This window comes from Sporomusa intestinalis, from assembly GCF_055383785.1.
On sequence record NZ_AP042390.1, the window covers coordinates 3,683,162 to 3,704,259 of the forward strand.

General features: G+C 53.7%; 17 protein-coding genes. 3 read left to right on the forward strand and 14 right to left on the reverse strand.

Annotated elements, in window-relative coordinates; all coding sequences use genetic code 11:
• Positions 1-105: 105 nt before the first annotated feature.
• The 3 genes from ACZ481_RS17375 to ACZ481_RS17385 form a co-directional block, all read right to left on the reverse strand.
• On the reverse strand, positions 106-678 hold the full coding sequence (locus ACZ481_RS17375; protein ID WP_464766610.1) for a TetR/AcrR family transcriptional regulator: 573 nt from the start codon (positions 676-678) through the stop codon (positions 106-108).
• A 482-nt stretch (positions 679-1,160) separates the two neighbouring features.
• A complete protein-coding gene (locus tag ACZ481_RS17380; RefSeq protein WP_464770651.1) occupies positions 1,161-2,465 on the reverse strand; it encodes an amino acid permease in 1,305 nt (434 codons plus the stop codon).
• A gap of 212 nt (positions 2,466-2,677) precedes the next feature.
• Positions 2,678-3,853: a phosphatase PAP2 family protein gene (locus tag ACZ481_RS17385; RefSeq protein WP_464766611.1), complete on the reverse strand. Its 1,176-nt coding sequence runs from the start codon at positions 3,851-3,853 to the stop codon at positions 2,678-2,680.
• Between the two features lie 519 nt (positions 3,854-4,372).
• On the opposite strand from ACZ481_RS17385, the gene ACZ481_RS17390 reads away from it, so the two are divergent.
• Positions 4,373-6,997 carry a heavy metal translocating P-type ATPase gene (locus ACZ481_RS17390; RefSeq protein WP_464766612.1) on the forward strand — a complete coding sequence of 875 codons (2,625 nt, stop codon included), beginning with the start codon at positions 4,373-4,375 and terminating at the stop codon, positions 6,995-6,997.
• A 76-nt stretch (positions 6,998-7,073) separates the two neighbouring features.
• Here ACZ481_RS17390 and ACZ481_RS17395 read toward each other — a convergent pair whose 3' ends face one another.
• Together ACZ481_RS17395 and ACZ481_RS17400 are read right to left on the reverse strand one after the other, a co-directional pair.
• Positions 7,074-7,565, reverse strand: a complete 492-nt coding sequence (locus ACZ481_RS17395) for an ArsR/SmtB family transcription factor (RefSeq protein ID WP_464766613.1) — start codon at positions 7,563-7,565, stop codon at positions 7,074-7,076.
• Between the two features lies 1 nt (position 7,566).
• The gene (locus ACZ481_RS17400) at positions 7,567-8,094 is read right to left on the reverse strand and encodes a ClbS/DfsB family four-helix bundle protein (RefSeq protein WP_464766614.1); all 528 of its coding nucleotides are present in this window, start codon (positions 8,092-8,094) and stop codon (positions 7,567-7,569) included.
• A 116-nt stretch (positions 8,095-8,210) separates the two neighbouring features.
• On the opposite strand from ACZ481_RS17400, the gene ACZ481_RS17405 reads away from it, so the two are divergent.
• Both ACZ481_RS17405 and ACZ481_RS17410 read left to right on the forward strand, forming a co-directional pair.
• Positions 8,211-8,930 (forward strand): helix-turn-helix transcriptional regulator, encoded by a 720-nt coding sequence (locus tag ACZ481_RS17405; RefSeq protein ID WP_464766615.1) that lies wholly within the window; start codon positions 8,211-8,213, stop codon positions 8,928-8,930.
• A gap of 109 nt (positions 8,931-9,039) precedes the next feature.
• Complete coding sequence (locus ACZ481_RS17410) at positions 9,040-10,215, forward strand: MFS transporter (protein WP_464766616.1); 1,176 nt, start codon at positions 9,040-9,042, stop codon at positions 10,213-10,215.
• 272 nt (positions 10,216-10,487) lie between these two features.
• On the opposite strand, the gene ACZ481_RS17415 is transcribed toward ACZ481_RS17410, so the two are convergent.
• From ACZ481_RS17415 to ACZ481_RS17455, 9 genes are all read right to left on the reverse strand, one after another.
• Positions 10,488-10,904 carry a MaoC family dehydratase gene (locus tag ACZ481_RS17415; RefSeq protein WP_464766617.1) on the reverse strand — a complete coding sequence of 139 codons (417 nt, stop codon included), beginning with the start codon at positions 10,902-10,904 and terminating at the stop codon, positions 10,488-10,490.
• Between the two features lie 39 nt (positions 10,905-10,943).
• Positions 10,944-12,083 carry an acyl-CoA dehydrogenase gene (locus ACZ481_RS17420; protein WP_464766618.1) on the reverse strand — a complete coding sequence of 380 codons (1,140 nt, stop codon included), beginning with the start codon at positions 12,081-12,083 and terminating at the stop codon, positions 10,944-10,946.
• A gap of 33 nt (positions 12,084-12,116) precedes the next feature.
• Positions 12,117-12,707 carry an indolepyruvate oxidoreductase subunit beta gene (locus tag ACZ481_RS17425; protein WP_464766619.1) on the reverse strand — a complete coding sequence of 197 codons (591 nt, stop codon included), beginning with the start codon at positions 12,705-12,707 and terminating at the stop codon, positions 12,117-12,119.
• On the reverse strand, positions 12,704-14,521 hold the full coding sequence (locus ACZ481_RS17430) for a thiamine pyrophosphate-dependent enzyme (RefSeq protein ID WP_464766620.1): 1,818 nt from the start codon (positions 14,519-14,521) through the stop codon (positions 12,704-12,706). The genes ACZ481_RS17425 and ACZ481_RS17430 overlap by 4 nt, the downstream gene beginning before the upstream one ends.
• Positions 14,522-14,627: 106 nt before the next feature.
• On the reverse strand, positions 14,628-16,346 hold the full coding sequence (ilvD, locus tag ACZ481_RS17435) for a dihydroxy-acid dehydratase (RefSeq protein WP_464766621.1): 1,719 nt from the start codon (positions 16,344-16,346) through the stop codon (positions 14,628-14,630).
• Positions 16,347-16,369: 23 nt separating this feature from the next.
• The gene (locus ACZ481_RS17440; protein ID WP_464766622.1) at positions 16,370-17,137 is read right to left on the reverse strand and encodes an HpcH/HpaI aldolase family protein; all 768 of its coding nucleotides are present in this window, start codon (positions 17,135-17,137) and stop codon (positions 16,370-16,372) included.
• Positions 17,138-17,172: 35 nt separating this feature from the next.
• Positions 17,173-18,444 carry a nickel pincer cofactor-dependent isomerase, group 22 gene (locus ACZ481_RS17445; protein ID WP_464770652.1) on the reverse strand — a complete coding sequence of 424 codons (1,272 nt, stop codon included), beginning with the start codon at positions 18,442-18,444 and terminating at the stop codon, positions 17,173-17,175.
• A 387-nt stretch (positions 18,445-18,831) separates the two neighbouring features.
• Positions 18,832-19,605, reverse strand: coding sequence for an IclR family transcriptional regulator (locus ACZ481_RS17450; RefSeq protein WP_464766623.1), 774 nt, complete (start codon positions 19,603-19,605; stop codon positions 18,832-18,834).
• 313 nt (positions 19,606-19,918) lie between these two features.
• Positions 19,919-21,082, reverse strand: coding sequence for a UxaA family hydrolase (locus tag ACZ481_RS17455; protein ID WP_464766624.1), 1,164 nt, complete (start codon positions 21,080-21,082; stop codon positions 19,919-19,921).
• Between the last annotated feature and the right edge of the window lie 16 nt (positions 21,083-21,098).

Here is a 21,098-nt window from a genome sequence, read left to right on the forward strand (position 1 = left end):
ATATATATAAACCAGTTTTAACCGGTTTTATGCACCACTGCCGGCACAAGCCTATTTTTATCCAGGAATGAACGTTCATTCCTATATTCCGAAAAAATTATAGCATTACTTTTTAATTGCGTCCCATATTGCCCTAACCCCTGCATCAAGTATAGCTTTCTCAGGTTTACCGCCGCCAAACAAACATAATTTCACCAGCGAGATGGCTGCACCATAAGCGAGGGCGCTTAACATTTCCAGGGGCAATTCTTTAAGCAGGTGTTCCTCCCGGGCCCGCCTGAACAACTGGGTAACCGGGGAGAAGGTGCGCATCCCTTCTTCACGGGTGGCAGCAGTAATCAGGGGTGAGTTCGCATATTGCTCCATAAACAGCAATTCGGCCGGATTCGCCAGAAAATAATCAATCATATTGCCCATCAATACCAAAAAACTCTCATGCACAGCCCGCTGCTCCGTGTAATCGTGCAGGGTATGCCGGACGAGGCGCAGCTTGACATCAATATACAAGGCGTTGATCAGGTCGTCCTTGCCGGTGAAGTAACGGTAAATCGTTCCGACGCCAATATTGGCCCGCTGGGCAATCTGCGACATAGGCGTACCATGAAACCCCTGTTCTGATATGAGTTCCAGTGCTGCCTGCAGGGCGGCAGCCTTTTTGTCAGGTAATTTTTCTCTCATGTTGCTCTCCCGCTCGTGAGTTTGCAATAGGGTCAAAAGGAATGAACGTTCACTCCTTTTGATTGGTTTAATTTTACTGAAAAAAATCCTGTTTGGCAATACTTTATCTAAGTCTTTTTACCTGAGTCGTTACATGCCATTTTATTGCCTGCCCTTATTCTTTCTTTTTCGATATTTGGCTTGTTGCTGCGCAGTCTGCCGCTATCAGTCGTCCTTTGCTATGATTCCCCCGGCCAGAGATACTCCTGACCGGTGCATATTTTTATCTATGGTTATACTAAACAAAGGACTGACGTGTGCAAACACGCCAGCCCCGCAGACTGTCTAACCGGAGTACAGTTAGTCCAAGCTTTAGTGATTAGAAATACCGCCGCTATAGTCGTGACCAATACCATGAGCGTGGCAAATGCAACAGCAAATGTTAATGTCTCATAGATACTATACCGGCAGTGGCATTGCGCAACAGCACAAATATAACCGGCTTAAGATTGCGGCGTCGAATTTTTTATTCTATAACCGATATACAGGCCCAGCAGCCAGACGGGCGCAATATAGACGGAAAAACGCAAATCCGGCATATAGGCCATAATGCCGACAACGCCGGCCAAAAAGGCCAGACTCACATAAGAGGCCACTGGATACAAAGGCATCTTGAACGCCGGCGTCTTAGCGGCCAGCTCCTGAGCTTTGCGGAATTTCAGCTGAACAAGCACAATTGTCGCCCAGTTAATAATAATGGATATCGTGGCGACAGCCATCAAATAGATAAAGACCTTCTCCGGATTCAGGTAGCTCAGCAGCACGGTAATCAGGGTAAACCCCGTGGAAACCAGCACAGCATTTACCGGTGTTCCGGCTGAATTCAGTTTCGCAAACATTTTCGGGGCATTTCCCTGCTTGGCCAGCCCGTAGAGCATCCGGCCATTGCTGTACAGGGCGCTATTATAGGCCGACAGGGCGGCGGTAAGCACCACGAAATTCAGCAAATGAGCGGCGGCCGGAATCCCCACATACGAAAATATCTGCACAAAGGGGCTGCCGGTTGTGCCGATCTGATTCCAGGGGAAAATCATTAAAATAACCGTCAGGGCCCCCACGTAAAACAGCAGAATGCGCCATACGATCTGATTAATGGCGGCGGGAATCGTCTTGTGCGGGTTTTCCGCTTCGCCGGCCGTAATCCCGACCAGTTCCACGCCGCCAAAGGAAAACATGACAAGCACCAGCGACAAAATAACCCCATGCAGGCCATTCGGGAAAAAACCGCCATGAACCCATAAATTGCTGATCCCCACAGGCTGGCCGCCATTGCCCGTACCGAACAGGATCATCGCCAGGCCAAACACGATCATGCCGATAATGGCCAGAACCTTAATAATGGCGAACCAAAACTCCGTTTCCCCATAGGCCTTTACATTAATGGTATTAATAAAGGTTACCACAATTAAACAGGCCAGCGCCGACACCCAGGTGGGAATATCGGGATACCAGTAATTAATGTAGGTGCCCACCACCGATAATTCAACCATCTGCACAATCACATAATTAAACCAATAATTCCAGCCGGAAATGAACCCCGGCAGTTCGCCCCAGTATTGATACGCATACTGACTGAACGATCCGGAAACAGGATGTTCGACCGCCATCTCCCCCAGGGCCCGCATGATAAAGAAGATCACAATACCGCCCACTAAATAGGCCAGGGTAATGGCCGGCCCCGCCATTTTCACCATCGAGGCCGAACCGTAAAACAGGCCGGTGCCAATCGCGCCGCCCAGCGCAATCATTTGGATGTGCCGGTTTTTTAGCCCCCGCCGCACTTGCTCCTCATTGTTCACACTTTTTCCTCCTTATTTTTTTCAGATCACCCTGCTGGCCTTGCCAAACTATAAAAAAATAGACTGCCAAATTATATAATGTACCTTTTACAGGGTTTTGTCAAACTTTTATCGCGATTGTCCCTGTTGGGCGTACATTTTCCCGCTCCGGCCGGAAGAAGCTACTTCCTCTCCCACCACAGGAGCAGGGAAACGCAAAATGCCAGCCACATGGCACCGGCGCTATAGCCGGCAACTACGTCAGTCGGGTAATGAACCCCCAGGTAGACGCGGCTGATACCGATGGCAGCCGCCAGCAACACGGCCAGCATAGCGGCCGCCAGCCGCCAGCGCCAGCGCTGGAGGCAGCGGGCGATCAGGAAGGCCAGCATGCCATAAAAGCACAACGATACCATGGCATGGCCGCTGGGGAAACTAAACCCCGCCGCCTCCACCACCCGCAATAATTCCGGCCGGCTGCGGCCAAATAAATGCTTGAGTAGAATATTTAACAGGGTTGCCCCGCCCAGACAAACGAGCAGCCCCGCAATCTCCAGCCGCCGCCGGTAAAAAGCCAAAGTCAACAGCGCGGTGAGCAACACTGCCCAAAAAGGATAGCCATAGCCAAGATCAGAGATCACAATCATCGCCTGATCAAGCCCCGGACTGGCAAAGTACCGCACCAGCCAGATAAATACATTGTCAAACATGTCGGCTTCCTGGCTGAACAGTGTCTCCCAGGCCAGTTTTGCAAAAACCACTAACATCAGGCCGCTTAGAGCCAAAGCTAAAAGGATATACAGCGCCGGCCAACGCCGCTGCAGCAGTAAAAATTGTTCTTTCACCCATAAATAGGCCTGGTTATGTCTTAGTATCCGGCCAGCAAGCCATACCAGGACAGGGAGTGCGGCCAGGCCGACGGTTCCCGCCAGCAAAAGTCCGCCGATCACAACCCCGGCAACAGGGGTTGTGCCTGGCGCCAATACCAGAGCGTGCTGCTTGAGCTTAGCCCCTTCCTCGAGCTGCACCTCTCCGCCGAGAACTACAATCCCGTCTTTAATATGGGCGCCGGCGGTTATGATCAGGTTCCCGTCAACCACTACGACCCCTTTTTCCACTACTCCGCTCACAGTGGCGGTTCCCCCGGTCACCAAAAGCCGCTCCACCGTCTGACCGGCTTCGATGCGGATATCTCCATGGGCAAAGATATCGGCATAGTCCGGCTCTAAGCTGAATGCGGCCAGGGCGCTCCCCCGGGCCAATAGTAACAGGATGATGACAATGGCCAACCAGCGGCACTGGCAAAATAACTCCCGCCGGCTTTTCGCCTGCTCGCATTTTATTAGCCTTTTCAACATAGATCCCCCCTGAATCACGCAAGCAACCGTCTCAATCCGGTTCTGTTCCGGCGTAATAGCCACCGGAATACCGGCTCAATAGATAAGCTACCGGCTTTTACCCGGACTGCTGGTCCTGCAGGCCGGCTCTCTCTTATAACTTCACCATTAAGCCGTAATCCTATGAAATAGACAGCAACACGGCGGCAGATCACATTGACAGCAGCTTACCAAGCCAGCCCCGTCAGCCCTTGAATCCGCTAAGCACCTGTGCAAATAAGGTTTCGCGCTCCCTCCCCCGCTCTCCTGTTTTGACAGGCCAAATCTATACCGGCACAGCGGTCCCTAAGTTCAAAAAGGTGCAGGGGGCTGCTTTTATTTTTCTCTTGACTTATTTAGCAAAGCGCCATATATTATACACATGAATACATAATCATATGTAATACAAAAATCAAAATTACCTGCCCACCCGCCTGGAGTCTTGCCCTCAGTCTGTAAATTCAATATTAATAATAGAATAGATAGGACGTGAAATTAAAAATGGCCTTAAAAAAATTAGCAGACAGAACAACGCCCGGAGAAACCGCCTGCCAGAGTGGCTGCTGTTCCTCAGCGCCGGCAGCAGCGCCCTGCGCCTGCTGCCCCCCGGCCAGCCCGGTTACTAGCGAAACAAGCGGCCGTTGCTGCTCGGAACCTGAGCCGGTCCGTTCATTGCCCGAACCGGCGTGCCCTTGCTGCGCGGACCCAGGCGCCAGCGCCGCCCCGGCGCCGGCAGCCGGTGACTGCTGTGGTGATAACGCCGTTCAGGCAAGCCCCCAGGCGTCGCCTGACTTACTGACCAGTACATTTACGGTCGCGGGTTTGGACTGCGCCGACTGCGCCGCCAAGCTGGAAAAAGGCCTTGGCAAGCTGCCGGGCATAACCGCTGCCAAAGTCAATTTTGCCACCGCCAAGCTGCAGGCAACCTATGATCCGGCCCGGCTCCAGGCAGCGCAAATCGAACATGCGGTCAGCGGCTTTGGTTATCAGGCTGTACTTATCCCCGCCGCCGGCAGCCCGGCCGGGACTCAGCAATCGGTATTCCAGGTTTCCGGCCTGGACTGCGCCGACTGCGCTGCCAAGCTGGAAAAGCGGGTGGCTGCGCTGGCAGGCGTAGTGGCCGCCCAGGTAAATTTCGCCGCCGGCAAAATGACAGTAGACCATACCGCCCCGGTGGCCGCCATCCTGCAGGCAGTGGATCAAGCCGGTTATCAAGCAGAACGCCTGGCGGCAGGCCCCCGCCGGCCGGAGGTAAAAGCGGCTTGGTGGACCAACCGGCGTACCCAGGCGACAATAATCTCAGGCCTTATCCTGGGACTGGCCACAGCCCTGGAATGGTTAAGCTACAGCGACACCGTCCTTATTCCGCTCTACCTGGCTGCAGCCCTAATTGGCGGCTATAGTGCCGCCAAAAGCGGCTTGTATGGCTTGCGCTCCCTGACTTTTGACATGAACTTTCTCATGACGGTGGCCGTAATTGGTGCCGCGGTGATCGGCGAATGGAGCGAAGGGGCAACGGTGGCCTTTCTATTTTCCTTTGGCAATACCCTGCAAACCTATACCATGGACAAAACCCGCCAATCCATCAGGGCTCTCATGGAACTGGCCCCGCCGGAGGCGCTGGTGCGGCGCAACGGCAAGGAAGAGCGGCTGCCGGTGGAAGAAATCGTGCTGGGCGATCTGATTATTGTCAAACCCGGCGAACGGATTGCCATGGACGGCACAGTCATCCGCGGTGCATCGGCCGTCAACCAGGCCACCATTACCGGCGAATCCCTGCCTGTGGAAAAAGCAGCCGGCGATATGGTGTATGCCGGGACTGTGAATGAGCATGGCGCATTGGAAATTGAGGTCACCCGGATTGCCGCCGACTCGACGCTGGCCAAGATTATGCACCTGGTGGAAGAAGCCCAGACGCAGAAAGCGCCTTCCCAGCAGTTCGTCGATGTCTTCGCCAAATACTATACCCCGGCCGTCTTGCTCGCTGCCGCCGGCATCATGGTCCTGCCCTGGCTGCTGTTCGGTCAGCCCTTTGCCCCCTGGTTCTACAAGGGACTGGTGCTGCTGGTTATTTCCTGCCCCTGCGCCCTGGTTATCTCGACGCCGGTCTCTATCGTAGCGGCCATTGGCAATTCCTCCCGCCACGGTGTCCTCATCAAGGGTGGAGCCTATTTAGAGCAAATGGGCGGCATTCGGGCCATTGCCTTTGACAAAACCGGCACCCTGACCCACGGCCGCCCGCTCGTTACCGATGTCCTGCCGCAGAGTGAAATCAGCGAGCACGAGCTGCTGTCCCTGGCGGCGGCAGTGGAAAAATGGTCTGAACATCCTTTAGCTGTGGCGATTGTGGAAAAGGCGAAACAGCTCCCACTGCCGCCGGCCAGCAATTTCAAGGCCCTGGTCGGACGCGGCGCCCAGGCCGATGTCAACGGCCAAACAATCTATGTCGGCAACAGCCGGCTGTTTGCCGAACTGGGCCTAAGCCTGGAGCAAACGCAGGCTGCGCTGCTGCATTTGGAAGAACAGGGAAAAACGGTTATGCTCATTGGCTCCGCTCAGTCCGTTTGGGGAATGATCGCAGTGGCCGATACGCTGCGGAGCAACAGTAAAGACGCGGTCAGGAAACTGCGGCAGGCCGGCATGAAGCATATTGCCATGCTGACCGGGGACAACAGCCGGGTTGCCGCCGCCATTGCCGGCAACCTTACGCTTGACGCCTATTACAGCGATTTACTGCCCCAGGATAAAGTGACTACCGTGCAAAAGCTGACTAAAGACTATGGTGCGGTCGTGATGGTCGGCGACGGCGTCAATGACGCCCCGGCCCTGGCTGCCGCCAATGTCGGTGTGGCCATGGGGGTCGCCGGCTCGGATACGGCCCTGGAAACGGCCGATATTGCCTTGATGGCCGACGACCTGGGCAAGCTGGCCTATGTAATCAGCCTGAGCCGGAAAACAGTGGCTGTCATTAAGCAAAACATCGGCTTTGCCATATTGATTAAAATCATATTTGTCATATGCACCTTCTTCGGGTATGTTGATTTGTGGCTGGCGGTGCTGGCCGACATGGGCTCGTCCATTCTGGTAACCCTAAACGGGATGCGGCTCATGCAAACCATCCGTTAACTGTTATTTCCTGGAAATAACGAACAAAGGACTGGCTGCCGGCCAGTCCTTTGTTCGCCTTACTATTCTTAGCTGCTCATTTTTGCCGGATGTGATTCAGCCCCTGCTGCAGCAGGTCGGCTACATGCTCATCATTAAGTGAATACCAGGCCAGGGTTCCCTCTTTGCGGTATTTGACCAGCCGGGCGCCGCGCAGCAGGCGAAGCTGCTGCGATACGGCCGACTGGGCCATCTCCAGCACCGCCGCAAGGTCGCAGACACACAGTTCCCGGGTCGCTAACGCCTGCAGGATTTTGAACCGGTTCATATCGCCCAATAACCTGAACATTTCTGTCACCTGCCGGATTTCCCCCATGGGCGGCAATTCGCTTTGCACCTGACAGACTGTTTGGGGGTGTTCGCACAACTCTTCACACATATCGGCATCACAGGGACACTTTTTCATCACACACCGCCTGAATATATAGTCATGTAAAATATATCTGTTCTTATCCCGGCTGTCAAGGAATTGCTTCCCGGCCAGGGACCGGAAAAGCGCCGGCCAGCCTATATTTTTGCTGCAGCTCATTTTATGCGAGCTTTTTCCACTTTCTAAGCTTAGTTCTGAAAGTCCGGAAGGGTGCGACTGAGTTGATGTGTACCCATTTCCACAGGGGCCAGTTGGCATTTGTTACAGTCCATTTGCGCATATTAGGTCTAAACAGTTCCTCATCGCTTAATTGTTCAATCCAGGCACACCATTTGTCAATGCTTTGCTGAAACATTGCCCGTAAGTCTTGTAAGGAATAGCCGCGGTATTCCGTATAAAACTGCTGATAAAGAGGCCCCAGCTGGTTCCATTTATAGTCAGGGGAAGGAGTTATCACTTTTTTGCCAGCCAGTTCATCTTTCTCCCAGCCCATTACGAGATTTAACCAGCCAAGCTGATAGGCAATCATCTCCTGAGGAGTTCTGTCCACTTCTGTAATGCGGATATTCATTTTTTCTTCGGGAATACCGTCGAACTCTTTGGCCAAAAGCGTATATGTCTTTTGAATTTCGGCAATTAGGGCTTCTTTATTACTGTACTCTTGCATCCACAGCACCTCTTTACGCATTTGCTTCTATTGTATCAAGATTGTATTAATAAGAAAAGTTGTCAGCAACAGGTCAAACACTATATACTAATGCTAAGATCATTCGCGTTTAGGTCAGCTAGCCGGAGGTGAAACTAATGAAGCCGCTCTCTTCAACCGTCGCTGAGAAAATACAGTTTATTGATATTGAGCATACCCACAGCCATTCATTCGGGCACTTAATTCTGCCATTACAAGGAACGTTGTGTTTAAAATCAGGTCAGCGGTCGCTGCTGCTGGACTATCACCATATTCTTTTCCTGCCGCCCGCATGTGAGCACAGCTATTATTCAAAAGATCGAAATGAATTTTTGGTATTTTATATTCCCTATACCTTACTGTCCCATACCTGTACCGGCGACGAAGTAAAATATTTAGACTTTGACGACCGCTGGCGTGCCCTGCGGTTTCTGATGCTGAACGAGTGTGAATCGGAAAAAACAACTACCGCCGCCATGAATCAGCTGCTTCAGTATTCATTGCAATTAATCCGGCAGCAGCAGGAGTATCCATCTATCCGCTATCTGCACGAGCATTATCATACCAGCATCTCTCTGCACACGTTAGCGGCTTTAGAACATTATCATACCGGTTATTACAGCCAGTGGTTTCAGAAAAAGATGGGAGTCAGCGTACAGACCTATCTGCAAAAATTAAGGCTGCTGGCAGCCAAACGGCTGCTCCGGGAAACAAACTACAGCATGCTGGCAATTGCCCAGCAGGTCGGCTACGAACACCAGGCCTCATTAACCAGATTGTTTAAGCAGTGGGAAGGAATAACGCCCCAGGCCTACCGCAATGATTCTACAAATAAGTAAAATATTATCCTGCCTACGGTGAAAAAACCTCTTTTTACCGTGTCTATAATAAAGTAAGGCATATGCCTTGCTTTATTATTTTGCCCTGCGGGAAAAAGAAGGAGAACCGATGGAGAAACACTCCCAACTGTTATTATTAAGTTTTGCGGTTTTTTTGCTGATGACAGGCGACGGCATGGTGCTGGCTTTGCTGCCCAACGTCGTCATTACCCTGACCGGCGCCAGCGCCTCTGTTTGGCATCTGGCGGCCGCCTATGCGTTAGCCCAGGTATTATCGCAGCTTCCTGTCGGCCTGCTGGCCGACCGCTGGGGCGCCAAACCTTTCCTCCTGCTGGGATATATATTAAGTACCATTGCCGGATTATTATTCTACGGTGGGAATAATGTGCATTTGATTCTTTTCGGCCGACTGCTGCAGGGCATGGGCGAGGCACCGTTACTAAGCCTGGCACCGGCTCTATTGTCAGTACGTTATGCTGCCAATAAGGGCAAAGCAATTGGTATCTATAATGCGGCTATTTACCTGGGCCTGACGCTTGGCCCGTTGTTGCGGGTCATGGTGCTGAACGCTTGGTCAGATCGTCAAATTTGCTTGCTTTACGCCGTCTTTTGCCTCTTCAGTACGTTCATTATTGGCTGCTGCTTACAGGCTCACGGAGACAGCCGGCACTCAACCGGAGCAACACTCACGCCGGGCGATTGCCTGCTGCTAATAAGAAAACCTCAAATTGCAGCCGTCCTGTGGGGGATCGCATTGTATGGAGCCGGCTTCGGTTTGTTTATGACCGTAATTCCCGCCTTTTTGCTTACTGTGAAAGATTACAGTCAAGCCGGTATTAATATCTTTTTCTCAATGTTTTATGTTGCCATCAGCCTGGCGCAGTTGACAATCGGCTGCCTGTCAGACCGACTGGGGCGGCAATTGTTTATGGTTGCCGGTATGCTCGTCGCCGCTGCCGGCATTGCCGCGGCCGTGTCTTTTCAGTCTTTGGCCCTCATCCTGGTTTTGTGTTGCGCCAGTTTTGGCTTAGGGGCTTATTACCTTGCTTCTATGGCTTTTTTAACGGAAAGAGTACCGGCAGGCTGCAAGGGGGCCATTACGGGAATTTATTATCTGTTCTGGGGAACCGGCATGTTCTGGGGGCCGATGCTCCTATCCGGTTACATACAAGCCACCGGCTATCAAAGCGGGTTCCAAGCGTTTTCCCTACTGCTGCTGCTACAGGTTATTCTGCTGGTAATTACGGCCAGCCCGGCAAGGCTAAAAAGGACAAAAACCTATTGACAGGGGGCGGGGCGTAAAGAAAACACGGCTTGCGCCGAGCCTTTGGCGAAAGCGGAAGCCGATGTTGCCCTTATCCAGGGAAAGTTAACCTTTCTATCAGGATAAAAAATCCCGGCGTAAAACGCCGGGCAGCACTACCCTACAACAGTATATACTTTTACCTTTTCCCGGCCCTGTGTCTCACCGGCGGCGCGCTGCGGGCATGCCCGGCACCAGCGTCCTTCGCGGCGTCTCAAAGGCATACTTTGCTTTGCTCACCTTCGCCGGTGGCGTTATTTTTTTAACATGGTGGCCTTGCCGTCAACCACAAGAGTTCCGTCCTGGTTGGTCACCGTGGTTCTGAGAACGACACGCTGCTTCGCCGCCATCTTTTCAACGACTTCCACGGTGGCGGTGACGGTATCGCCGATTTTCACCGGCGCTTTGAAAGTCAGCTCCTGCCCCAGATAGATCGAATTGGCGCCAGGCAGCGCGGTGCCGATAACCGCCGAGATAAACCCTGCCGACAGCATCCCGTGGGCGATGCGTTCCTTGAACAGAGTGGTTTTGGCATATTCGGCATCAATATGGATCGGATTGAAGTCACCGGTCACGCCGGCGAACGTATAGACGTCGTATTCTGTTACCGTTTTGGCCATACTGGCTTTATCGCCGATTTTGAGATCGGTGAATTTAATATCCTGAATCACGGCTCACACCTCTATTAATTTTGATTTTCCTGATTGCCGTTACCGCAGCAAAGCGCCGGCAATAACCATGCGCTGCACCTGATTGGTCCCTTCATAAATCTGAGTAATTTTGGCGTTGCGCAGCAGCCGTTCCACCGGATATTCGCGCGAATAGCCGTAGCCGCCGAAAATCTGCACGGCATCGGTAGTGACAGCCATTGCCGCATCAGACGCATACATTTTGGCCATAGCCGCTTCCTTGGCAAAAGGCCGGCCCTGGTCTTTGAGAAAAGCGGCGCGGTAAACAAGATAACGGGCTGCCTCCACCTTGGTGGCCATATCGGCCAGCATGAAGGCGATAGCCTGATTGGCGGCAATTGGCTTGCCAAACTGGGTTCTGTCTTTAGCATATTTGACCGCATGGTCAAGAGCGGCCTGGGCAATACCCAAAGCCTGCGCGGCTACACCGATCCGGCCGCCGTCCAGGGTGCTCATGGCAATTTTAAAGCCCTCGCCCTCTTTGCCCAGTACATTTTCTTTAGGGACCTTCACAGCCTGGAATATGAGTTCCCTAGTGATCGAACCGCGGATTCCCAGTTTATGCTCTTTTTTGCCGAATGTAAAGCCGGCCATACCCTTTTCCAGCAGGAAAGCCGTTATGCCTTTTACCCCTTTGGCCCTGTCGGTCATGGCGAAAATTACATAGGTCTCGGCTTCACCGCCATTGGTGATAAAGATTTTACTGCCGTTTAGCAGGTAGTGGTCGCCGTTATCGACAGCCACGGTCTGCTGGGCGGCGGCATCGGTACCGGCATTGGGCTCGGTCAGGCCGAAAGCGCCCAGAGTTTTTCCCTCCACCAGCGGTATGAGGTATTTTTGCTTTTGTGCCTCGGTGCCATAGGCCAGAATAGGCCACTGGCATAAAGAGACCGAAGTTGCCAGCGTTATACCGACACTGTCGTCAAAACGGGACAGCTCCTCCACCGCCATAATATAACTCAGGTAATCACCGTCAGCACCGCCGTACTGCTCCGGAAAACACAGGCCTGTCAGGCCCATGTCCCCCATGGCGTCATACAAGCTGCGGGCAAACTCTTCCTTTTCATCCCGTGCCGCTGCCCCGGGCGCCACCTCTTGCTCGCCAAACTCGCGCACCATTTTTTGCAGCATTTTTTGCTCTTCAGTAAGTTCAAACTGCACGCTTTATCCCCCCTGTAATTATTGAGTGTACCATCAGGCCTGGAGCAGGGTGCGCCCGCACTGGAACGCCCTGGTGTCGGCCTCATGAAATCTGGCATGTACCATGGTGAGCAGTTTACTGAGTACTGCCTCGGCCGGCAGGATCGCGGTAATGGCGGTAAAAGCCCCCAGCATGATTACATTGGTCAATAACACGTCGCCAATGTCTTTGGCCTGTTGCGTCGCATTCAGGAAATAACCGGTAAGCCCCTGGGCCTGAATGGCAGCCACTATATCCGCCTGGGAGGGATATTCGTCAACCATGAGGTTGGCCAGGATGGTCGGCACCGGCGCCGTGTTGATGATATATTGGCCCGCCGGGTTCAGCATGCTGATATAGCGCAATGCTTCCAGCGGTTCAAAGCCGAGCAGCACATCGGCCTGGCCCTGAGGGACAAGGGGCGAATAGATCTCGCCGGCGGCGACCCGCACATGGGACAGTACCGAGCCGCCCCGCTGCGCCGCGCCCTTAGTTTCGGTGTTAACCACGTTATAGCCGGCGTCCATTGCACATTTGGCGATAACCTGCGAGGCCAGTATATTTCCCTGGCCGCCGACGCCGGCAATTACTAAATCAAATTTCATTTAAGCGCCCCCCTTTTGCATACAGCCACACATACGCCGCAGCCGTTGCAGCTGCTGGTGTCGATTACCGCCTTTTTCTCAACAATGGTAATAGCCGGGCAGCCGAAGGTACGGACACAAAGGCTGCAGCCGTTGCAGACATCATTGTCAACCTGTACCTGATGCGGTGTATAGGAGATTTTGCCTTCCCGTCCGAATTTCAGGTAACACAGGGCTTCGGCCACGACCACCTTTACGCCCGGCTGGGCTGTTGCCTCGGTAAGCACCCTGACGGTTTCTTCCACCTGATAAGGGTTACAGCGGTAAACCCTGGCCCCCATGGCCGCAGCCACCACGCCCGGGTCCATCGGCGCCAGGCCGGCCCGGGTCAGATTGCCGGTGCTGCCCGGATGCGGCTGGAAGCCGGTCATAGCCGTTGTCGAGTTGTAACCGATCACAACGGTAACGTCCGCGCAGTTGAAAATGGCGCTGGCCAGGCCGGTCAGCCCATTATGGAAAAAGGTCGAGTCGCCAATCAGCGCATAAGTGGGCTTGTCAAAACCGGCGGCTTTGATGCCGTAGGCCATGGGAATGGAGGAGCCCATACAGTAGATGGTGGTTTGCAGCTTCATCGGTTCAAAGGTCCCGGCATCATGGCAGCCGATATCACCGGTCACCACCCCGCCGTTTTTCCGGGTGACCTCCTTAAGGGCCATCAGCAGGCCGCGATGGCTGCAGCCCACGCACTGCGTCCGGGTCCGGGCCGGAATATACTGTGCTGCCTGTACCGGATAGGCCTGGCCGGCCAGCGCGGCGTTCACGGCGGTAAGAATGAGATTGGCGGAGAGTTCGCCTTCTTTGGGGAGAAAGGTATCGCGGCCAAGTATTTCCAGACTGATTTTGTTTTCAAAGCACAGTTCTTTGATCAGGGTTTCCACAACCGGTTCAATTTCTTCAAAAATGACCACCTTGGTGCGGCCCTGGACGAATTCCAGAACTTTTTTCTCAGGCAGCGGCAGGGTGGAGAGCTTGAGTATAGGCAGCTTTTGACCCAGTATCTGCTCCGCTTCCTTTAGGAACGCGTAACCGATGCCGCAGCCGATAAAGCCGACCTCGCCGTCAGCGGACTCCGCCCAGTTAAACGGGGATTCTTCCATGAGCGCCGTAAGCTCGGTTTGCTTTGCGTTCAGCCAGCGATGGCGCATCTTGGGCCGCAATTCGCCGCCGAGCTCTTTTTCGACGACAGCGGACATGACAAAGCGGCTGCGGTCCGGAATGTATTCAGGCTGCCGGCCGGCAAATTCCACTTCGCCGCGGTAGGTCACCATGGCACCGGCATGATTAATGCGCATAACCGGCCGCAGCGCGAACAATACCTCGGTTTTTTCCGCAAGGTCATAGGCCGCCTTGGTCATTTCATACGCTTCCTGCACACTGGCCGGGTCAAATACCGGCAAATGCCCGTAGGTATGGATAAGTACCCGGGTATCTTCCTCACACTGCGACGAAAGTCCGCCCGGATCGTCGGCCGAAATCAGCACCATACCGGCTTTAATGCCGGTAAAGTTGATGTGCATTAAGAAGTCGGCCGCCGCGTTGGTGCCATTGTGCTTCATAACCGCCAACGACCGCTGGTTGGTCAGCGAGCCGGCCGCGGCCACCTCAAAAGCATGCTTTTCGTTTGTCGACCATTCTGCATACACGCCGGCAAAACCGGCACAGTGATCGACAATTTCCGTTGCCGGCGTGCCAGGATAGCCTGCTACTACCTTCACACCGGCTTCCACTGCGCCCCGGGCAATGGCTTCATTGCCCAGCATAAACTGTTTTTGCATTTTTTTGCCTCCCCCAAATCTGAGAATAATGGCTCAAGTCCTAGCACTGCCCGCTTTATCAGGTTTACGAACCTCCTGGCTTACAGCCGCAGGGACGGCCTTGCGGTTACTTCATATAGGCGCCGGCCATGGCCGAAACGGCTCTTTCCGTATACTTTTTCAGTACGCCTTTTCTGGCCTTGCGGACGGGAAGCCGCCATTGTTCCTGGCGCCGCGCCAATATGGCGGTTACTTCCCCGGATGGTTTTCTTGCCCCCCCAAAACCTACGATAGCAAGCTGGCGGGCCGGTATGTCAATTTCAATCAGATCATCGTCCTCAATAAGGGCAATCGGTCCGCCCTCGGCGGCTTCCGGCGAGACATGGCCCACGCAGGGACCCCGGCTGGCCCCGGAAAATCGGCCGTCGGTCACCAGCGCCACCGTGCCGTTTAAGGTTTCGTCAAATACAAGCGCGTCCGTGGTCATGAACATTTCCGGCATGCCGGAACCCTTAGGCCCTTCATAACGGATGATCACGACATGCCCCGGCTTGATCGCACCGGTAATAATCGCCTGTTGGGCGTCTTCCTCGCTGTTGAAGACGGCGGCCGGGCCGACATGGTGCTGCATGGCCGGGATAACGGCGGAATATTTGATAACCGCGCCCTCCGGTGCAATATTCCCTTTCAGCACGGCAATCGAACCGTATTGTTTGGCTGTAGCCGCCGGCCGGATAATCTCTGCCGCCGGCACGTTATAGCTTTTGAGGTAATTCAGCCCCCGTTCAAAAAAGCCTTCCTGCTGCAGCTGTTCCAGGTTTTCCCCCAGCGTCCTGCCGGTTGCCGTCATAACATCAAGGTCCAGATAATCTCTGATCTGCCATTGAATCATCGGAATACCGCCGGCAAACCAGAACAATTCGGTAACATACCTGCCGCTGGGCTGGATGTTGGTTAAATAAGGGATCTCGCGGCTGTATTTATCAAACATTGCCGGATCAATCTGTAGCCCCAGCTCATGGGCGACAGCCGGCAGGTGGAGCAGGGCATTGGTGCTGCCGCCTATCGCCGCATGCACTTTCATGGCATTTTCAAAAGCTGCTTGTGTCAGTATTTTGGCGGCCGTTATTCCCTGCTGCGCCAGATAGAGCACCTGGCGGCCGGCACGCCGGGCGTTGCGCCGGATCTCGGCAAAGGTCGCGGGCATTAAAGCGCTGCCCGGCAAGGCCAGCCCCAGCGCTTCCGCCATGCACTGCATGGTGCTGGCCGTGCCCATAAACTGACAGGCGCCGCAGGACGGACAGCCGGTAAGCTTATAGTTGCGCAGCTCGGAATTGGCGACTTGTCCTTTTTTGGCTTTGGCGGACAAGGGCCCGGCCAGGCCGGAGGTCCCCAGGTCCGGCCCCACCCGCATGGAACCGCCGGGAATATGGATAGTGGGGATGTCCATGCGGGCGGCGGCCATCAGATGGGCCGGCCCTGACTTGTCACAGCTGGAAATCAGGATCATGCCGTCCCAGGGAATGACCGAGGCGTGTATTTCCACCATATCGGCAATGACTTCCCGCGATGCCAGAATATAATTCATGCCGTCATGCCCCTGGCCCCAGCCGTCGCAAATATCGGTAACATGGTGTTTGGCCGGCCGGCCGCCATTCTCATAGACGCCGACCGCGGCTTCGTCGCTGAGGACATCCAGGTGAAAGCTGCCGGGATGGCTTTCGCCGAAAACATCATCTATCAAAATATGCGGCTTATCTGTATCGTCCTCCGACCAGTTCATCCCCAGCCGCAACGCATCTACCTGCGCCCACAGTTTGCGGGCGTCCTGACATTTTTGCTGCATGGTCTGTCTCGTCTCCCTTACGTCTATACTTTTTCTTCCTTAAAGGCTCTGGCCGCGGTGCTGAAGGCCTGATACAGCAGGCCGACGTCAGCGGCAAAGGATAAATACTGTATGCCCCACTGCTTCCACTTAATGGCTGTTTCCACATCATCCACAAAGAAGCCGATGGCGACGCCGGCCTCACTTGCCAGCTTCATGTTCTTCTGCATTTCGGCCACCAGGTCGGGATGATCCACCTGCCCGGGAATGCCTAAAGAGGCCGACAGGTCGTAAGGGCCGATAAACAATACGTCAATGCCCTTAACGGTAAGAATGTCGGTCAGATTGCCGATGCCTTCCTTGCCTTCCACCTGCAGGATTACGGCAGTTTCCTCATTGGCGCCGCCGAAATAGGCAAATTTGTCCTTGGCAGAGTAACCGGCAGCCCGCACATAACGGTTGCAGCCGCGGGTCCCTGCCGGCGCAAATTTGGCAGCCCGCACAGCGGCCTCCGCTTCTGGTTTGCTGCCAATTTGCGGAACCTGCACACCTTCGGCGCCAATATCCAATGCTTTAGCGATCAGTTCCGGCTGATTGCCGTACACCCTGACCACCGGGCTGACACCGGCCAGCTTGGCGGCCCGCACCATGTCAACAGCCCGGTCAGAGGATAGTTCCCCATGCTCGGTGTCAATAATCGCAAAGTCGAAGCCGGCTAAACCCGCCACCTCCAATACGGCCGGATGACACAGGTTTACAAACAGGCCAAAAATTGGCTCTCCCAGTTTCAGCCTTTCTTTCAATAGCGTCATATCACACTCTCCTTTATCTGCAGCTTGCGTTCCAGTCACCAAAGCAGGTTGTCGCTGCCGTCGAATTGCATGGGCGCCGGTTCACCGCCGATTTTAACGGCCCGATTAGCCCCGGCTTCCGCCAGCAAGGCTGCGGAAATATAGATCTCGCCCAGATGCAGCGTGTCTTTAATTCTTACTACTTTTACTTTTGCCAGGTCGCGGGCATTACAGGTCTTAATGGCCGCCAAAACGGCTTCCTTATCGGTCTCCATAATAAGGGGAATCCGGGCGGGAATGGCAATGGTCGATGTCAGACAATTGGCGTAGGTGCTGGCAAAATCAATTTTATTAAACAGCTTGCGGGTCGTGAAATCAGCGGTGCCCATCCCATTGGCATTGCCGTGAGTCTGCGGCGTTAAATCCAGCACCACCAGCTTGGCGACCTCCGGCCCGCCGCTGGCGTAGGGAGTGGAATACCGGCCGGTAATATTCGGATCCATACCGTCACCGGATATTTCCTTGCCAATCCGGTCGACAATCAGCACATCAATCTGGTCAAACAGGATCCGGGGCATGCTGGCCTTGGCTTCCTGCAGCAGTTGCTGATCCACGGCAATGATCTCGGCCGCCGGCACGGCTACCAGCTTGGCTACCTTGTCATAGGCATTCTCCACTGTCGCAATACCAAACAATACCGGGGTTCTCTCGATCTTGATTTTTGCCATGGCGACAACATGCTCGGCCATATGCTTGAAGCTGTAGGCATGACAGGAGTCGGCGCCTTTTTGTTTTCCCAAACCAATAGTAAGCATTTTGGCCAGTCCGCTCTCGCAGGGTCCGCGATAGGCGGTGTGAGGCTTGACCCGGTTTATGACCACAATGCCGTCGGCCTCGTACGCCTGTTTGTCGATTAAAACAGCAAGCCCGTTGGCCAGTTTGCCCACCTCCACCACCTCCATGGAGGATATAATCGGACAGCCGGCAGCCGCTTCCGTGACCCCCAGTTCAGCCAGCACCTGCCTTTGCCCCGCAGCTGTCGCGCCGCCGTGACTGCCCATGGCAGGAACTACAAAAGGCTTGCCGCCCCGTTTTTTTATTTCCTCCACCGTCGCCCGGGTTATCGCCGGAATTTCGGCAACGCCCCGGCTGCCAACAGCGACAGCAATCCGCATGCCCGGCAACACGCGGTCGCCGACACCCGGTTTGAGAAACTCGGCCCGCAAAGTTCCGACTACATCGGTTAATGCAGGCGCAACGAAGGTTTGACAGACTTTAACCATTTTCGGTATAGGTATATCAGCTAAAAGCTCCTGAATGATGCCTATTTTCGCCACCTCCCCTAATTAGCAATGGTTTTTCATTGCTTTTTGTTCTTGTTTTTGAACTTTGTTCAATATCGAGAACAATCTTTACCTGCCTGGTGTGCTCCGACTACATTGAAAGCGTAAATAATTTACGGGGATTTTTTTGCAAGACGAGGCGAAGGCCGCTAACTGATTCAGTAAGATCTGCTTTCATAAGGCCAGTAGGTGCTGGGTCTCTTGCAGGTGATTCTTCTCATGTCACAACCAGAAGCCGCGTTAGAGCAGGCCATTTTTTGTTCTTATTCATGAACTTAGTTCATTAAAATATTTACTAATAATTACATACTACATTGCTGGCAGTTTTCCTGCCTCTGGCAAAGCTATTTTATCAATTTTTTCAAGTTATCACTATACTTTCCCCAAGCGCATGGATATATTGACGCCGGCCGCTTTAACTTTCCTGATCAGTTCCTGCAAGAGGTCATCCGTCAAGCGCATAGCCGGCACAGTGGCACTTATGGCCGCAATCATTTTGTGCGTTTTGTCATATATCGGCGCCGCTACGCAAACCCCGCCGGGAATAATCTCCTGATTGTCAATCGCATATCCTTGCTCAGCGACCACTTTCAACGCTGCGACTATCTCCGGATAAGAAACTATCGTTTTTTCCGTATACCGTTCCAGTTCGACATTGGCCAGCCTGGCTGCCAATTCTTCCTCGCTTAATGATGACAGCAATACCTTCCCGACACCGGTGGTGTGGGCAGGAATTCTAAAACCAATATTGGAAACGGCACTAAGATCTTTTGTCCCCTGGCATTTGGCAATGTAAACGGCATAGCGCCCTTCCAAAATAGCCGCATGGGCTGTTTCTCCCCCCAGGGCGTCACTGAGCAGCTTAATTCCCTGCCATATTTCCTGGGAAACATTTGTGTTATTGATGCAGGCGGCACTTACCTGAATCAGTTTAAGTCCGGGATAGTATACCCTTGTCTCATTGTCGATCTGGAGATATTCACGGTTCAGCAGGTCCTGCAGCAAATAGGAAAGCGAACTCTTGGGAATGTCCATATAATCCAATATGGCGCTAAAAGTAGGCGGTTTGGGATTCTTCACAACAAATTCGATTATATCCAGGGCCCGCGACGCCGATTTAACAATTGCCGGTTTGTTTTTGTTCATAAGTCCTCCACTCTCGCTTGGGGTTGTTCTTACATTTTAAAAACACGCCCATAGTAACACGCAAACATAATTCCGCTGGGTTTGCGTGCTGCATTTAAGACTGATTTTACAGGAAAGTTTCTTTTCCTGTCAACAGCGAGTGTCTTGGCCATGTTATATTTTAGTTTTTTAGGGCGAGACAAAATGGCAAAGGGCAAGGAAGCACCGGAACTTTCGGCTGCAACCTGCCAACATCGGCTTATCGTACAGATTAACTGCACCGGTTCGTATGGTAAACCGGCGCAGTTAATCCGCCCCTTACTCTAAGCAAAATCTACAAAGTCGGGCCAATCCGCTGAATGCCAAAATCGTTATGCCCCAGAATTTCGGCTTTAGTCAGTTTGCCGGAGGCCACCCGGATCATTTCGGCTAAAATGCGCTGGCCTACCTGCTGTATAGTCTCGTCGCCGTCAACTATCGTGCCGGCATTGATATCCATGTTGTCTGTCAGTCTAGTATACATCGCTGTGTTGGATGCCACTTTTATTGTCGGGACAATGGCCGAACCGGTCGGTGTCCCGCGGCCGGTAGTAAAAATGCATATATGACAGCCGCCGGCCGCCATCCCGGTTAATTGCTCAATATCATTACCGGGCGTATCCATATAAATCAGGCCCTTCTTGGTAATTTTCCGGGCATAACCGATAACATCCACCAACGGCCTGGTGCCGCCTTTATAAACACACCCCAGTGACTTTTCCTCGATCGAGGACAAACCGCCGGCAATATTGCCCGGCGTGGGATTGCCGCCGCGCATATCAACGCCAATCGCGTTCGCGTTGTCTTCAAAAGCCTTGATGGTGGCAATGCACCGGTCAGCCACCTCTTGGCTGACAGCCCGGCCGGCAAGAATATGCTCAGCCCCGATAAGTTCCGGCGTTTCCGAAATAATGGACGTGCCGCCGGCATCCACCAGTAAATCGCTGGCCGCCCCCAGGGCCGGATTGGCGGAAAGGCCGGAACAGGCGTCGGAGCCGCCGCACTCGGTTCCCAGAATCAGCTCTGACACGGGAAACGGCTCACGGGCCAGGCTGGAAGCTTGTTCAACCAGCCGGTGCGCCGCCACAGAGCCCTCGGCAATGGCTTTATAAGAACCGCCCGCGTCCTGAATAATTACACAATGCACCGGCTTATACGGGCATTGCTTCTTTATTTCCGCCGCCACATCCTGCGCCCGCACCACCTCGCAGCCCAAACCGACGACAACCACACCATATACGTTGGGATTTGTACCGTGGCCCACACATACCCGTGCTGTTTGCGCAGCATCCGGCGCCAGTTGGGAACAGCCATGCTGGTGCTCCACCCACACACTGCCTTTTACAGCCTGGGAAATTCCTCTGGCTACCTGATTTGCACATACCACGGTAGGTATAACCAATACATGATTACGAATGCCGACCGCTCCGTCCGGCCGGCGATATCCCATAAACTCCATATCTATTCCCTCCTGT